Here is a 17,481-nt window from a genome sequence, read left to right as displayed (position 1 = left end):
TTCGTAGGGATACCTGGTTACAGTAAGAGTAAGAAAAGTCAGAATGGATCATTTGCATGTGAATATCCATGTATACGTTCCAGTTACTTCAATCCGTAGCTGTATTTCCATATACGGAGTATGTGATATTACGATCATCGATGTACAAAGTACAAAGGTAAAGCGGCTGTATTAAGCCGCTTTTTTGCTTTTACCATTAAAGAAGCTTTGGGATAAACGATCCAGTACGATCGCCAGTACAACAACAGCCAGACCGGCTTCAAAGCCTTCACCGATTTTCAACTGACCGACTGCGCGATAGACGACTGCACCGATACCCTGTGCACCGATCATGGACGCGATAACGACCATCGACAGGGACAGCATGATTGTCTGGTTCACACCCGCCATAACGGATGGCAGTGCGAGTGGAAGCTGTACCTTGAACAGCTTTTGTCCACCTGTAGAACCGAATGCATCAGCCGCTTCGACCAGCTCGCCAGATACCTGTGTGATACCGAGATGAGTCAGACGAATTGTTGGTGGCAGTGCGAAGATAACAGAAGCAACTACCCCTGGTACGACACCAAGACTGAAGAACGTAACAGCTGGAAGCAGATAGACGAATGCAGGCATGGTCTGCATAAAGTCAAGCACAGGTGTTACGATACGTGCAACGATCTTACTTGAAGCACACCAGATACCGAGTGGAACACCGATCACGATCGAAATCAATGCCGATGTAACGACCAGACCAAGTGTGTTCATCGTTTCTGTCCAGTAACCGAGATTATAGATGAGCAGGAAGCCGAGTGCGGAGAATAGCGCCATCGTCCATCGTCCTGCCATATAACCAAGGATTGCAATAATAGCAACGAATAAAAATGGATGTGGTAGCATGAATAGCCAGGTGAAGATATCCACCACATACGTAATAATGTTAGAAACTCCTTTGAAAAATGCTGCCCAGTGAATGCTGAGCCACTCTACAATGACATCAACCCAGCTTGCTACAGGAATCTTAGGCATTTAAAGCAACCCCCTCATTTTCAACTTCGCCGGCAAGTGCGCCCAGTAATGCGCCACGTACGATAACGCCAGTCAGACGTTCGCGTTCGTCCACAACCGCAACAGGCAATTTAGCAGTACTTACCAGTTCGAATAGATCGTTCAGCATGCGTTCAGGCTCTACATGCGGAACGTCTTTGATTAAAATATCGTCAAGCTTCTGTTGCTGACGCACAGCGTTAGCAGCATCTTCAGCTGTAATAATTCCTAGCAATTTCTTGGAGCGGTCAATAACGAACAGGTTCGAAATACCGCGTTCACGCATCAGCTCGAGTGCGACGCGTGGTCCACGATCCAATGTGATCGTTTCTGGTCTGCGCATCACATGTGCAGCAGTCAGGACTTTAGACAGATCGACATCCTCTACGAAGCGCTCAACATACGAGTTAGCTGGTTGAATCATAATTTCTTCCGGTGTACCGATTTGCACGACAGCTCCGTCTTTCATGAGAGCGATACGATCACCGATGCGCAATGCTTCATCCAGATCGTGCGTGATGAAGATAATCGTTTTACGCATTTTTTCTTGCAGCTCCAGCAGCTCATCCTGCATATCACGGCGGATCAGTGGGTCAAGTGCGCTAAAGGCTTCATCCATCAGCAGTACTTCAGGATCATTAGCAAGTGCACGAGCCAGACCGACACGCTGCTGCATACCACCACTCAGCTCGTCCGGCATTTTATCGCCCCAGCCCTTCAGGCCGACCAATTCCAGCGATTGCAGAGCCTTCTCGCGGCGCTGTGCTTTGGCTACCTTTTGAACTTCCAGTCCATACTCTACATTGTCGAGTACGGTACGGTGAGGGAACAGTGCGAATTTTTGGAACACCATACTGATCGTTTTGCGGCGTACATTACGCAGTTGCTCCTTGTTCATTTTGCGAAGGTCTTTACCATGTACAAGAATCTCGCCAGACGTTGGTTCGATCAAACGGTTGAACATACGTACCAATGTCGATTTACCACTACCGGAAAGACCCATAATAACGAAAATTTCGCCTTCTTTGATCTCCATGTTGACTCGGTTTACGCCGACGGTGATCTGCTTTTCTTTCGCCATTTTCTCTTTGGTCCAGCCCTGCTGTAGTAGTTTTACGCCCTGATCTGCGTTTGGGCCAAACAGTTTGCTGACATTTTTAATTTCCAGAATTGTAGACATTCCATCGTCACCCCTTATTAATAGTAGAAATATCATTCATCATGCTGTGTACATACTGTCTGCAGTGCTGCACAGTTTCCATATCGCGACGTGCTGATAAGATTGCCGCCGTATGGGAAGACTCTGGAGCATAGCAGCGCATTTGCTCATTTGCTTGCTTTATTGACAGTAAGGTTATTAACCAGTTGTTAGCGAAATGAAAACTAAATTTGTTTTCACATGGATGAATAATTTTCATAGTTTTCAATTCAACGGGATTAATTGTAACAAATCCGATTTTGCAAATCAACCGTAAAATCCGTATAATAAGTTTGTACAGAAAAAACTGTACGATGTTTATAAAGTAAATACTGCCATATACTAAATGATGCTTCCAAATGCTCATCTTTACATTTAGTGAGAATTTTTTTAAAATGGAAAAAGTCGAATTAATATTCAGATCGTTTTGTATAAACTGTATATATAGAATGGAGTTGTCAAGCATGAGCTTGAATCAATTAGATGAAAATCAAATCGAAATCGTGCAAAAATTAAGAAAACGAGTCATTGAGGTTATCGGTCGTAATATGGATTTATACGGGATTTCACATTCCACAGGTCATTTATATGGCTTGCTTTTTTTTGCAGATCATCCGATGACGCTTGACGATATGGGTCGCGAGATGGCGATGAGTAAGACAAGCATGAGCACGGGCGTACGGAATCTGCTTGATCTTCATATGGTGAATAAGGTATGGGAAAAGGGCTCGCGTAAGGATCTATATGAAGTGGAATATGACTGGTATCAGACATTTACCGACTTTTTTGTTATCAAATGGCGCAAAGCGGTGGAAAGTAATCTGCTTATTCTGCGCAAGTCGGTGAAGGAGATCGATAAGCTGATCGCCAGTGAAGAGCAATCGCTTATACGTGATGTCTTATTGCGTGATAAGGAGAAGATGCAGGAGTCGATTAAGTATTATATCTGGCTGGATCGACTCATTGATACGATGGAGGATGGTACCATTTTTGACCTTGTACCACGGGAGGAGTAAGAACCGAATCGAGGAATGAGCATAGAGCATTCATTCACTGCACTTATAAGTATGCAGTGGCATGAATGCTTTTTTTATTTTGTATGTAGGTAAAAAGGCTGATATAAAGCGTTTTTGAAATGGAACTTGGTCGGATTGATAAAAATAACCTTTTGATTTATACGTAACGCAAAAAAAATCAATAGATGGATAAAATATCTAGCCAGTGGTTAATTCAGGTGATAATATAATCCTATGTAACAAAATCTTCCTAATTATTAGCGGAATGGGGAAGGAGGTTAATAAAACTAACATATATATATTTTTGCTTACAACAGGGGTATCGGAATTGGAAGTATACACTATTTTATTGAAATGAGGGACGTAATTTGACGAAGACGAAATTTCACGTTTTACGCAAGCTGTCTACTGCATCTTTGGCTGTATTGCTTACCGCAGGAACAATCTGGGCGCCTGGTGCTGCATATGCAGCGAATGAAGGAACAGCAGAATCTCCGTACATTTTACAACAGAAAACACTGCCAGATCGTCTGATCGGGTTACAGGGTACAGATCAGGAGCATGTCATTTCTCCTAATATCAATACAAAGGGAACATCCAATATCCGCGTTATCGTACAGCTGACGAATCAACCAGCAGCAGTAGGCGAATACGCAGCGAAGATTGGTTTGCAGTCGATTGCTGCGGAATCTACAGAGAGTGCGGTTAACAACCAGCAGAACGACTTGGTGACGCGTGCATTGGCGGCAGGCATCAATCTGCATGTGAATTATCGCTACAATACAGTACTGAATGGTTTGGAAGTTACAATTCCTGCTAATCAGGTGCCAAAGCTAGCTGAACTGGAAGGCGTGCGCTCCGTATTTGAAAACAATACATACTACACCGTTCCAGTACAGGACCCACCTTCGCTGACAGCGAGTCAGGCTACATATGATGCTTCCCCACTTTCCCTGATTGGTGCTCAAAAGGCGTGGCAAAAGGGCTTGACAGGTAAAGGGGTAAAGGTCGGCGTTATCGATAGTGGTGTCGATTATTATCATCCTGATCTGAAGGGCGCTTATAAAGGTGGATATGATTCCTTTGATAAGGATAACGATCCGTACGAAGCACCTCCAATCTCCGTAGAGGATGATCCGTACGGTATCGGCTTTGCAGGTACATCTCACGGTACACACGTATCGGGTACGATTGTAGGCCGTGCTGCCAACAAACAGAGTGATGTTGTACAAAAAGGGGTTGCGTATGAAGCAGATCTGTACGTATATCGCGTACTGGGACGCAATCCACAGACGGGTCGTGCTTCCGGTTCCTCGGCACAGGTTATCGATGGTATCGAGCATGCAGTTAAAGACGGAATGAATGTAATCAATCTGTCGCTCGGTTCGGATGCGGAGAAAAATGTAAACTCTCCAGATTCGGTTGCGATTAATAATGCGGTATTGAGCGGTGTGACCGCAGTTATCGCTAACGGTAATGCTGCGAAAGCTGGCTATTACTATTATTCGATGGGCTCGCCAGCAAGCGCACAGCTAGCGATCTCGGTAGGTGCTTCAACCACACCTTACAATTTATATGAAGCAACGGTAACGGCTTCGGTCTATGGTGGCACTGCAGCAGCGGCTGCGGCATCACCTGTACGCTATCTGAATGACAATACATCAACTGTTAGCGAGAATGTGTATGGCGATTCTACTTACGGACTGAGCCTGATGGGCTGGTATGTAAATCAGGAGAATTTTGCTTCTATTCTTGGTACGTCGACACAGGAAGGTGTCTATGTAGGACTGGGTACAGAGGCAGATTATGCTGGTAAGGATGTTAAAGGTAAAGTGGTGCTGATTTCCCGTGGTAATCTGGCATTCGTAGATAAAATGTCGATTGCTCGCAAAAATGGCGCGAAAGCAGCGATTATTTTCAATGGTAATGCAAAGACAAGTAACCCGAACGAGGCTGATCTGTCCGAGAGTATTAGCGGACGCGATGGTCATATTGGTCCATCTGCATTTATCGGAGAAGGCTATGATTATGTACCAACCTTCGATATGTCCGGTAAAGAAGGACGCGCACTTGCACGCGCTGCACTGGACAGTGCAAATGGTGAGCTGACATTCAAATTCGGTAGTGAATATCCAAAAACAGTAGTAGCAGGCGACAATATGGCTGACTTCAGCTCACGTGGTCCGAACCAGGATGGTCTGCTAGGTATTAAGCCAGACCTGGCTGCACCGGGCGTAGGCATTCGTTCCTCCGTACCAGCCTATGGTAAGTACATTAAGGATGCTTCCTACAGTCAGGCGTATGAGCGTCAAAATGGTACAAGTATGGCTTCACCACACGTTGCTGGTATGGCAGTGCTGCTGAAGCAGGAGCATCCAAACTGGACACCGTTTGATATTCGCGCAGCGCTGGCAAACACAGCAGACAATATTGCGGATCAGGAAGGTACACCGTATGATGTATATTCTCAAGGAGCTGGACGCGCAAATGTTGGCTCTGCGGTATACACACCAGCAGTACTGCAAACGGTAGAGGATATCACAATCCTCGATAAAAACTGGAACAAAACGAAAGTAACCAACTACAATCCATCCGCAGCATTCGGCTTGCTCGCAGCTGGTGGCGATGCAGTAACCAAGCAGCTTCAACTGAAAAATCTGTCCGGCTCTACAGTAACGTATAAAGCAAGCGTGAAGCTGCATCCTTCTGTAACCTCCGATCCATACAATCCTGTAGCAACACCGGATGTAAGTAATATTACGGCTACGCTTGATGGTGTAGGTGCAGATGGCTCGGTAACCGCAACCGCTGGTCAAGCAGCGAAATTTGCATTGTCAGTCAAAGCATCTGCAAGTGCAGCAGAAGGACCTTATGAGGGCGAAGTGGTGTTGACAGCAGCTGGTTATCCAACACTGCATCTGCCATTCGTCGCACAGGTGGGCAAAAGCAATCCAGATAGTGGGCTCGGTCTACAGGAAATCTCTGTAAGTGAGCCAGTGGTACGCCTAAACGGTAAACAGGACTCTACAGATGTTCGTTTCCGTTTACTGAATACCGATACGAATGTACTGGAACTGTATGCCTATGATCTGAATGATGAGTATGTAGGTACACTGGCACAGATCGTACAGCCACCAAGCGATAATGGCTATCCAGTCTTTGCTCCAGGATACTATGAGTTCAGCGATATCGATAATATTTATATCGGTCAGGATGCGAACGGTAAGCCTGCCTTCAAGGTATTAGGTAAAGGCGTGTACAAGCTGGAGCTGGTAGCTTATCATATGGCTGCTGATGGCAGTGTAGCGGAAAGCTCCATCAAGCGTGCGTATTCTTCTTATCGTATCGATGCGACAGAGAAGGATCGCGTGAATACAGCGGCTCGCGCCTTCAACTATATTCTGGATGGCAACACAGTCATCGGTCAATCGGTACTGAATCTGCCACAGGATGGACGTCTACAATATAAAGTGATTTCCAGCAGTGATGTGAAATATGTAGATAACAGCGGCACATTGATCAAATATCCAGCGACAAGCTACCGTATTGCTCGCTTGCAGGTACAGATCAGTTCACTGAATGATCCAACGGTGAAGCGTACCGTACAAGCACTGGTGAAGATCCAGAAGCCAAAAAAATAAGTTGAAGAAACAAATGATTATTTTTTAGGGTGATTCCATTAGAGCAGTGATCAAAGTACAGTGTTATTGCATATTGCCTGATCCCATATTCTGTATGATGACTTGTACAGTTGGAATACTGAATATACCCATTGTTATAATGTGTTGAAGTACAATATACCCTTTGAAGCAGAGCGATTTTCCTTACAGACGCTCGTTTCAAAGGGTATTTGTCATTGCAACAGTCCTGCTTGAACCCGTCTTATGACATATAGAGGAATAAAGCATACGGGCATAATAGATCATGATTTTATATAACTAAAGATACATAATAACTAAAAATCAACTCGCGTTCTTTTCCCTGAATTCTTTATTAATTCCCAAAAGTAGAGAATACAAGGCGAATATGTCGTGAAAATGAGCTATTTTGATTAGTTTGATAAATAACATTTTCTCGATATGGAGTAGCATTAAAAAATTGTTATCTGCCCAGAAAGTCTCTGTTCAGATGAATCATCACGGTGATAGGATAGCTCTGCTTCATTACCAAAAACATATGAAATGAGGTAGAACGCTTGAGAACAGGGAATATGCGCAATCCATTATGGATCTGGTCTATTGTGAGTGTGTTAACTGCTAGTATGATCGCTGGACCAGCAGTAGCTGGAGCGGCAGCTCAAGGAACACCGGCTTCACCCTATGTCATTCAGCCAGCAGATATCAAAGGACAGTCTGTGAATCTTCGCAATGCGCAGGAGCATATGATCTCGCCAGACATCAATACGGAATCGAGTAATCTGGTATCGGTTATCGTACAGCTAACGGATCAGCCAGCTGCGGTAAGCCTGCATGATTCCAAGCTGGAAGCTGGTAAACGAATTGCATCAGAGCAGCTCGATCCCATAGCTGATGAGCAAATGGTCGCCTCTCAGCAGAATCTAATTTTACAGCAGGCGCGCAATCAGAGCATTTCGTACACAGTTAATTATCGCTATAATACCGTACTGAACGGAATGGAAATGACCCTGCCAGCGAATCAGATTCCAGCACTGGCGAAGCTGCCTGGAGTCAAATCAATTTATCAAAATAAAACCTATACAACGATGCCTGTACAGGATAGTACAGCAACGCAGGCAACCTATGATCCTACGCCATTATCGCTAATCGGTGCTCCGATTGCCTGGCAAAAGGGATTGACGGGTAAAGGGGTGAAGGTCGGTGTTGTCGATACAGGAATCGATAGCGATCATCCCGATCTGATTGGTGCCTATAAAGGTGGATATGATTCCGTAGATCATGATAATGACCCGTATGAGACACCGCCTGTATCGGTGCAGGATGATGTATACAAAAAAGGCTATCCAGGTAGCTCACATGGCACTCATGTATCCGGTACCATTGCTGGTCGTGCAGCCAATCAACAGGGCGAAGTGAATCAAAAGGGTGTCGCTTATGGAGCCGATCTGTATGTATATCGCGTAATGAAGCGTGACCCTGTCACCAATGAAGAGACAGGAGATTCGGCTACCATTATCGATGGCATTGAGCATGCGGTAAAGGATGGCATGGATGTGATCAATCTATCGATTGGTTCGGATGCGGATAAAGATGTAAATTCTCCAGATTCGATCGCGGTTAACAATGCAGTGCTAAGCGGAGTGACCGTCGTGATTGCAAACGGTAATGCTGCTGCGCCAGGCTCGTATTATTATTCGATGGGTGAGCCAGCAACCTCGCAGCTAGCGATTGCAGTCGGCGCATCGAGTGTCCCTTTTACCCAATATCTAGCGACTGTTCATGCTGATGTCTACGGTTCAACCGATAAGTCTACTGCAGTAACGGGGGATGTATACGGTTCGAGCAAGTCTAGCAAGTCTAGCAAGTCGGCATCCACGGTAAGCAAGGACGTGTATGACACGAATGTGAATCAGGACTATGCGCTACAGATGCTTGCATGGAAGACACATCAAGAGGATTTTGCTTCGATCCTCGGTAAGGCTCCAGTGCAGGGAATATATGTAGGATTAGGTAGCGAAACCGATTATGAAGGCAAGGATGTAAAGGATAAAGTCGTCATTGTCTCACGCGGTGGAATCAGTTTTACTGATAAGGCTGAAAATGCCGCCAAACATGGCGCACGTGCCGTGATTCTATTCAATGGGAATGCCGATCCGAATCATCCAGGGAAGCCGGATCTGTCCAAAAGTATTCCGGGGCGAGATAGCTATATTGGCGGAGCAGCATTCATGGGGGATGGATTTACGTATGTACCTACCTTTGATATGAAAGGTGCGGACGGTCGAGCCTTGATTCGTGCTTCACTGGCACAGGGTGGACAACCAATCTCATTTACATTTGACACCAGGTATCCCAAACAGAATGTGAGCGGTGACCATATCGCAAGCTTTAGCTCTCGTGGTCCAAATCAGGACGGCGTACTTGGGGTGAAGCCTGATCTGGTTGCACCAGGGGTAACGATTCGTTCTACGGTGCCGGCTTATGGAAAATATATCAAGAATGCGAATTATGGAGATGCTTACAAGCGGGAGAGCGGTACAAGTATGGCTGCTCCGCATGTAGCAGGTATGGCGGCGTTACTCAAGCAGGAGCATCCAGACTGGACACCATTTGATATTCGAGCAGCTCTTGCGAATACGTCTGAGACGTTAGTGGATGAATCTGGTCAACGCTATGATGTGTATTCTCAAGGAGCAGGTCGCGCTAATGTAGGAGCTGCTGTGAATACACCAGCATTGCTGGAGACGGTAGACGATATTACGATTCTAGATAAGGATTTTAACCGTAAAACGGTCACCAACTATAATCCATCTGCCGCATTTGGCGTGGTGCAGCCAGATGGGAAGCCACACGATCAAACCTTACAGCTTAAAAATACGTCCGGTTCATCTGTTACGTATCATGCAAGTGTGAACATGCATCCGTCAGTAACGTCAGATCCGTCCGCACCTGTAGCTACACCGGATGTGAAAGCGATTCAGGCCGTATTACAAGGACTGGATGCGAACGGTACGATTACAGCCGCAGCGAATAGCACTGTCTCGTTCAATCTGGAGATTACACCGTCCACAGCTGCGACTGAGGGAGTATATGAGGGAGAGGTAGACTTAACAGCAGATGGCTATCCAGCACTGCATTTGCCATTCTCGCTTCATGTTGGTAAGGATCAGCCAGACACAGGATTGGGTATTCAGCAGGTGGAGGTAAATCATCCAGCTGTACGTTTGGATGGTAAGCAGGATTCGGCAGACGTAACCTTCCGTCTGCTCTCCAATAATGTGAATGCTTTGGAGCTAGACGCCGTGACATTGGATGGTCAATATGCAGGTACGCTTGTTCAAACGATCAAGCAGCCTACTGCAACCGCCTCACCAGCCTTTGCAACAGGGTATTATCGCCTAACTGGATTGGACAATATCGTCACTTACTTTGGCGATGATGGAGCTGGTGAGACTCGCGTGCTACAGCCAGGAACCTATTCGCTTCAACTGAATGCTTTTAATATTGATAAAAACGGCAATATCAAGAAAAGTGCGACCAAGCGTGCGAGCACCGCTTATCGAATCGCAGGTACAGAAAAGGATCGTGTAGCGACGGCTACCGCTCGTTTTAGAACGATTCAGGCAGGTAATCAGACAGTAGGTCAGTCTGTGCTTACACTGCCGCAGGATAATCGATTGGATTACAAGATACTATCCAGTAGTGATCCTCAGCTTGTCGACAATAGTGGTAAGCTAATCAAGCTACCTGCTTCATCGTACCGGATTGTGCGCCTACAGCTGAAAATTAGCTCGATCCATGATCCATCTGCATCCCAGACGGTATCTTCGCTAATCAAAGTTAAAGGCAAAGGAAAATAAAATATTCTAATTATCAATTAACTAATTCACAATTCATTAACTAACTGATTGCGAGAGTCGTGAAGCCAGCGACTATTACAAGAATAGCAATAGTTCTACCCTTTGAGGGAGTGCACAGGTCGTTGAGTGTGCTCCTTTCAAAGGGTGTTTTTATATGCTTATATTTTTATAATAGTTCTCAATTCTCAGGTTGTTGCATAGATATGCTAAATCGAATTTCAATGCATGCTTCTAAAGTCGCTTTTACGAGAAAAATCAAGTTTGCCAAAAATAAATATTAGCTATAAAAATTACTTTTAATGGATAAATACAGGTGATTTTTAACTCGTTTTAGATGTTTGATAAAAATCAGTTTTCGTTAAATGAGTATCGCAAAAAAAATATAATCTATGAAAAAAGTCTCTATTCAGTCATTTAGCAACGGTGATAGTATAGCACTGCTTTACTACAAACATATGGAATGAGGAGAGAACCTTGAACACAGGAAGTAAGCGAAATCAATTATGGATATGGTCCGTTCTAACTATGCTGACGGTTAGCATGGCGGGTGCCCCCTTTGTTGCCTCTGCTGCTTCGCAGGGTACAGCGCAATCGCCTTATATGATTCAGCAAGGCAATATCGCTACTATGTCTGGGACGATTCAAGAGCAGGAGCATATGATTTCACCAGATATTGATACTTCGTCCAGCAATCCAGTCTCTGTTATTGTGCAAATGACGGATCAGCCGGTAGCAGTTAAGCTACAGGATCAGACGACAAAGGCAGAGCAATCGAATTCTCTAGCAGGTAGCGAATTGGCAGTAACTCAGAATACCGTTGCCTCACAGCAAAATACGATCTTACAGCAGGCGAGTAGCCAGAACATTTCGTATAAAGTGAATTATCGCTACAATACCGTACTAAATGGTGTCGAGATGACACTGCCAGCGAATCAAATCCCAAAGCTTGCCAAGCTATCCGGTATCAAATCCATTTCTAAAAATGAAACCTATACGACACTACCTGCCCCTCAATCAGCTGAGACTACAACGAGTGCAACGTATGATGGCGTACCTTTATCCATCCTCGGCGTACAAGCCGCATGGGCAAAAGGTTTAACCGGAAAAGGGGTTCGCATCGGTGTACTGGATAGCGGAATTGATTATGATCATCCTGATCTCAAGCAAGCCTATAAGGGTGGTTACGATTCGGTCGATCATGATCGCGATCCTTATGAGAATCCACCTGTCTCTGCTACAGATGATGTATATGGTACAGGCTATGCAGGAAGCTGGCACGGAACGCATGTATCAGGCACAATTGCTGGACGCGCTGCGAATACGAAAAGTGATGTCGTACAAAAAGGCGTAGCCTATGGAGCTGATCTGTACGTATACCGCGTCATGAGGCGTGATCCTGATACGAATGCAGATACAGGTGATACAGCAACGATCATCGACGGTATCGAGCACGCGGTCAAGGATCATATGGATATTATTAATATGTCTATCGGTACGGATGAAGATAAAGATATCAATGCGCCGGAAACGATTGCGGTTAACAACGCAGTATTGAGTGGAACAACTGTTGTTATTGCAAGTGGTAATGCTGCTGCACCGGGATCCTACTATTATTCACTGGGTGAGCCAGCAACATCGCCGCTGGCAATTACCGTAGGTGCTTCGACTGTGCCTGTTATGTACTATAGCGCGACTGTCAAAGCTGATGTGTATGGGACAGGAACAGCAGCTGCTCGTGTTACAGACGATACGTATGGGACAGGAACACCAGCTGATACCACAGCCAGCACCAAACAGTCCAACAATGTCAACCATGCCTATGATCTGCATCTGCTTGCCTGGGAGACTGCTCATGAGCAGTTCGCTTCGGTCCTTGGCACGAAGCCACTACAAGGAGTATATGTTGGCTTAGGGGATGAATCCGATTATAGTGGTGAAAATGTAAATGGTAAGGTCGTGCTTGCTTCTCGTGGGGGCATTACATTTGTACAAAAGATTGCGAATGCGAAGGAGCATGGTGCCGTAGCCTTAATTCTTTTCAATGGCAATCAAGATGCTACAGATTCCAGTAAAGCCGACCTGACAGCAAGTATTAGTGGTCGTGATGGATATATTGGCTATAACGCTTTTTTACGGGATAGCTTTAACTATATTCCAACCTTTGATATGAAGGGTGCAGATGGTCGTGCGCTTGCTCGGGCTGCACTACAGCATGACGATCAGCCGATCACCTTTACCTTTGGAGCGGATTATCCAGCGCAAAATGTACCAGGTGATCATCTGATCTCCTATAGCTCACGCGGTCCGAATCTGGATGGGGGACTGAACATCAAGCCAGATCTGGTTGCACCGGGCTTGTCGATTCGTTCCACCTTCCCAGCGTACGAAAAATATATTAAGAATGCCAATTATGCAGATGCGTATGCTCGTGAGAGTGGTACGAGTATGGCAACGCCGCATGTAACCGGGATGGCAGCCTTGCTCAAGCAAGAGCATCCAGACTGGACACCATTCGATATTCGAGCAGCACTTGCGAATACTTCGGTACCGTTAGTAGATGAATCGGGACAGCAATATGATGTGTACTCGCAGGGATCTGGACGAGCGGATATCGGCGCTGCTGTGAATACGCCAGCAGTACTGGAAGCTGTACAGGATATTACGATTCTGGATAAAAAGCTGAACTTGAAAGCTGTCACCAACTACAATCCATCTGCCTCACTGGGTGTGATGGAGGGGGATGGCAAGTCACACGATCAGGTGCTCCAGTTGAAAAACACCTCTGGCACAGCGGTCACGTATCACGCCAAAGTCAATCTGCATTCATCCGTCACATCTGATCCAGCTGCACCGGTGACTACGCCCGATGTAAACGATATTCAAGTGGTGCTGCAAGGTGTTGGTGCAGATGGAAGCATTACAGCGAATCCGAATGAGGCGACTTCGTTCACCCTTTCGGTAACCCCGTCCACATCAGCAAAGGATGGAGTGTATGAAGGGGATGTGCAGCTAACCGCAGACGGCTACCCAGCCCTTCATCTGCCGTTCGTGCTTCATATCGGTAAGGATCAGCCTGATACGGGCTTAGGAATTCAGCAGGTAACCATCGATCATCCAATCGTGCGCTTGAATGGCAAGGAGGATGCAGCAGCACTAACCTTCCGTTTGATGCCGAATCATATCAATGCACTGGAGCTGGATGCATATACGATCAATGGTGATTATGTCGGTACACTTGTACAGCAGATCAAGTCGTCACCGGACACATTCAGTCCAGGCTATTACACGCTGAGTGGACTGGATAATATCGTGAATTTCCTCGGTGATGATGGTAGCTCACAGCTTCAGATTTTACAACCAGGTACCTATCAGCTTCGTCTGAATGCATACCATCTCGATGAGAATGGCAATGTAGTACAGAGCGATACGAAGATCGCCAATAGCATCTATCGTATCGCAGGCACAGAGCAGAATCGTGTACAGGCTGCGGCTGATGCATTTCATAAGGTAATCACAGGCAACTCGGTTGTAGGGCAAGCTGTGCTGACTTTACCGCAAAGTGATCGTCTCCATTACAACATATTGTCCAGCAGTGATCCTGAGTACGTCGATAATACGGGCAAGCTGTTAAAACTACCGCAGTCCTCGCACCGAATTGTGCGTCTACAGCTACAAATCAGCTCGATCAATGATCCTTCTGCAACAACTACCATCACGGTGTCCGTCAAGATTCAACGTCAAAAGTAAGGCTTGATGCGATGTAGATGTAAATGCAGATACAGATACAGATGTAGCTTATTTGTCTGAAAGATTTCTTTTAAAATAGAAGAGTAAAGTAAAAGAACTGCTTCTCCATGTAGAAATATCAGCTAGAGCATAGAAGCATCAGTCACAGTCAATGCAAAGAGACATCCGCCTTAGTGGAAGGAGGATGTCTCTTTGTTATGATTGGTCAGATAAATCGTATGATCTGAAATGAATACTACAGCCTGAAATAAACGCTATAACCTCAAATAAATCGTATCATCGATCAGCTACTTTGCTTCACGCCAAGCTGACTATACAAAAGAGCCTGCTGGCGCAGCGCTTCCGCATATTTCTCATGATCGGCCTGCTGTAAAATAAAGGTCAGATCATCATGGAAATCCTGCACCATATAGCCTTCTGGCAAATCCTCGAACAGGCTATGGAAATCAACCTCAGGTAAGGTCTGCTCACCCTGCGCACAGCGCGCCATCCAATCGATCCAATCCGAGACAGCAAGAATGCCGCTCATGCACAGATCTTCCTGCAAGCTAATACTATCCTGTAGCTGCTCATACGCTTCCGGCTCGCTATAGCGCTGAAAGGCTTCGATCACAACCGTATAAAGGGCATCAGCCGCTACAGCAACCTCACCTGTTAAAGGGGCTTCCAGCTGCTCATGGAAATCCTCTAACTTTAAATGTCCGCCTTCATCGTACAGCAACGGCACGACCGAGCATTGATGCAAAATATCAATGAGTGTATCTTCTGGTAATATTCCTTCTGCAAACCATTGTTCCAGTTTATGTGGTGACATCGTTATCCTCCGGTTTCGATTCTTAGCAGCGTTGATGCTGCACCTGTCATACTGGATCATCATCCATATGACCCGTAACGATTATACACCACATGCTGAGACGATGTCCGCTGTTTGCCCCATTTATACGTAGATAGTAGCAGTTACTGCTCCCACTGGGATCCGGCAGGTGAAGGACAATAGCTTGCCTGTAAACGCGTACGAATATGCACCAGACAGCCACAATGCTTGCAGGTGGTACCGAATTGCAGAGAGGGGCACGCCATACAGCGCTGGAAGCGCTCCTGCTGGACAGCTTCGGCTGCAAGCTCATTAGCCTGTTTGCCTGCAATAGCAAGCTGTACGAGATGATTAATCTTTTCCTCGGATAGCACAGGACTGCGATTGCAGCCTTTGCAGCCTTGATTTGCATCTGAATTAGCCTGCATAGGACGAATCACGCTCATTGCTCATCCCCCCTTCTGCAACTGAATATACCGCATATTTTCATAAACTGTACTCATATCTGGATTCCAAATATGATCTACACGCATCGACTGCTTGCTACATCTCATAGGATATGGAGTCATTGCACATTCCATCGTCCTCCAGATCATCGTTCTATATTTCGTAGTTCTATTGGATAGACTGTATATCCGTTGATACGGTAGCCGAGTGTAGCATGTACAATTACGACAATGTAATACGTGCCACCGAAGCAGCAGGAAGCTCGAAGCTCAGTACGCCGTTTGCTGACAGCGTAACGCTCAGCTCGGTTGGAGCTACACGCTCTGGCTGTTCAAATGTGTTGTGTGCATCCAGTGCATCGCCTGCCAGTACAATACCTGTAGCGGTATACGAGCCGCCTTCGATCTGACAGCTGAAGCTTTCGGATTCGTCATGACTCAGGTTACACACGGTAATGTGTACCTGACCCTGAGCATCCTTCGATGCAGCCGCACTGATTTTTGGAATCGATTGTGCGCCCATCACGTATTCCGGGCTTTCCCATTGCAGGTCAAGACGCTCGCTATCCTGATGCACCTGATACATATTGAATACATGGTACGTTGGCGTGAGCAGCATACGATCGCCCTCTGTCAGTACCATTGCTTGCAGTACGTTTACCATTTGAGCGATATTTGCCATTTTGATTCGATCTGCATATTTATAGAACAGGTTCAGGTTCACTCCGGCTACGACAGCATCACGCACTGTATTTTGCTGGAACAGGAAGCCCGGATTGGTGCCTGGCTCCACATCCGTCCAGATGCCCCACTCGTCAATGATCATGCCAACCTTTTTCTCTGGATCGTATTTATCCATAATTTTGGAATGCTTCACGATCAGCTCTTCCATAAACAATGTATTTTTCAATGTGCGGAACCATTCTTCAGCAGCAAAGCCCGTAGCAGACCCTTTAACCGGGAAGAAGTCGCCCGATGGAATCGTGTAGTAATGCAGACTCAGACCATTCATCAGATGACCTGCTTCACGCATCAGCACTTCGGTCCATTTGTAGTCGTCTGTATTTGCACCACAGGCGATTTTGTACACTTGATTGTCGCCATAGTTACGCACATATGTTGCATAATGACGGTACAGATCCGCATAGTATTCGGGACGCATATTACCGCCACAGCCCCAGTTTTCGTTACCTACACCAAAGTAAGTCAGCTTCCACGGCTCATCGCGACCATTTTGACGACGCCAGTCTGCCATTGGAGATGTACCATCCTGAGTCATATATTCGACCCATTGCTGCATCTCATGTACGGTGCCGCTACCTACGTTACCACTAATGTATGGCTCTGTATCCAGCAGCTCACATAGACGCAAAAATTCATGCGTACCAAAATGGTTATTTTCCTCTACGCCGCCCCAGTGACTATTCACCATACGTGCGCGTTCCTCTGGCTTACCTACGCCATCCTTCCAATGGTATTCATCTGCAAAGCAGCCACCCGGCCAGCGAAGTACGGGAATGTTCAGCTCACGCAGCGCTTCCAGCACATCATTACGGATACCGTCTGTATTCGGGATCGGGGAATCCGTTCCAACCCACATACCTTCATAAATACAACGACCCAGATGCTCAGCAAATTGTCCATGCAGATGACGGCTTAATGTTCCAGTCGTTACAGTTGTGTTCACATTCATGTTAATCATAGTAAAATGCCTCCTTTGGTAGTAAAAGCTAGGT

The 17,481-nt window shown here is 46.0% G+C and carries 9 protein-coding genes; 4 read left to right on the top strand and 5 right to left on the bottom strand.

Annotated features, from left to right (window positions below; translation table 11 throughout):
* Positions 1–171 precede the first annotated feature (171 nt).
* Complete coding sequence (locus tag SK066_RS17555) at positions 172–1,008, bottom strand: ABC transporter permease (protein ID WP_188773596.1); 837 nt, start codon at positions 1,006–1,008, stop codon at positions 172–174.
* Positions 1,001–2,206 carry a quaternary amine ABC transporter ATP-binding protein gene (locus SK066_RS17550; RefSeq protein WP_320542426.1) on the bottom strand — a complete coding sequence of 402 codons (1,206 nt, stop codon included), beginning with the start codon at positions 2,204–2,206 and terminating at the stop codon, positions 1,001–1,003. Before SK066_RS17550 ends, SK066_RS17555 begins: the two co-directional genes overlap by 8 nt.
* 482 nt (positions 2,207–2,688) lie before the next feature.
* Here SK066_RS17550 and SK066_RS17545 point away from each other — a divergent pair, with 482 nt between their 5' ends.
* The 4 genes from SK066_RS17545 (at position 2,689) to SK066_RS17530 (ending at position 14,485) form a co-directional block, all read left to right on the top strand.
* On the top strand, positions 2,689–3,240 hold the full coding sequence (locus tag SK066_RS17545; protein WP_320542425.1) for a GbsR/MarR family transcriptional regulator: 552 nt from the start codon (positions 2,689–2,691) through the stop codon (positions 3,238–3,240).
* Between the two features lie 368 nt (positions 3,241–3,608).
* Complete coding sequence (locus tag SK066_RS17540; RefSeq protein WP_320542424.1) at positions 3,609–6,881, top strand: S8 family serine peptidase; 3,273 nt, start codon at positions 3,609–3,611, stop codon at positions 6,879–6,881.
* 554 nt (positions 6,882–7,435) lie between these two features.
* Positions 7,436–10,738 (top strand): S8 family serine peptidase, encoded by a 3,303-nt coding sequence (locus SK066_RS17535; RefSeq protein WP_320542423.1) that lies wholly within the window; start codon positions 7,436–7,438, stop codon positions 10,736–10,738.
* Between the two features lie 474 nt (positions 10,739–11,212).
* Positions 11,213–14,485 (top strand): S8 family serine peptidase, encoded by a 3,273-nt coding sequence (locus tag SK066_RS17530; protein WP_320542422.1) that lies wholly within the window; start codon positions 11,213–11,215, stop codon positions 14,483–14,485.
* Positions 14,486–14,768: 283 nt separating this feature from the next.
* Here the strand turns inward: SK066_RS17530 and SK066_RS17525 are convergent, their stop codons facing one another.
* From SK066_RS17525 to SK066_RS17515, 3 genes are all read right to left on the bottom strand, one after another.
* A complete protein-coding gene (locus SK066_RS17525; RefSeq protein ID WP_320542421.1) occupies positions 14,769–15,299 on the bottom strand; it encodes a hypothetical protein in 531 nt (176 codons plus the stop codon).
* Positions 15,300–15,442: 143 nt separating this feature from the next.
* A complete protein-coding gene (locus SK066_RS17520) occupies positions 15,443–15,745 on the bottom strand; it encodes a hypothetical protein (protein WP_320542420.1) in 303 nt (100 codons plus the stop codon).
* A 223-nt stretch (positions 15,746–15,968) separates the two neighbouring features.
* Positions 15,969–17,447, bottom strand: a complete 1,479-nt coding sequence (locus SK066_RS17515) for an alpha-N-arabinofuranosidase (RefSeq protein ID WP_320542419.1) — start codon at positions 17,445–17,447, stop codon at positions 15,969–15,971.
* Between the last annotated feature and the right edge of the window lie 34 nt (positions 17,448–17,481).

This window comes from Paenibacillus hunanensis, assembly GCF_034055775.1.
In the GTDB taxonomy this organism is placed as follows: domain Bacteria; phylum Bacillota; class Bacilli; order Paenibacillales; family Paenibacillaceae; genus Saccharibacillus; species Saccharibacillus hunanensis.
The sequence above is the reverse complement of the archived record's forward strand: the minus strand, read 5'-3'. Positions and strand labels throughout refer to the sequence as shown.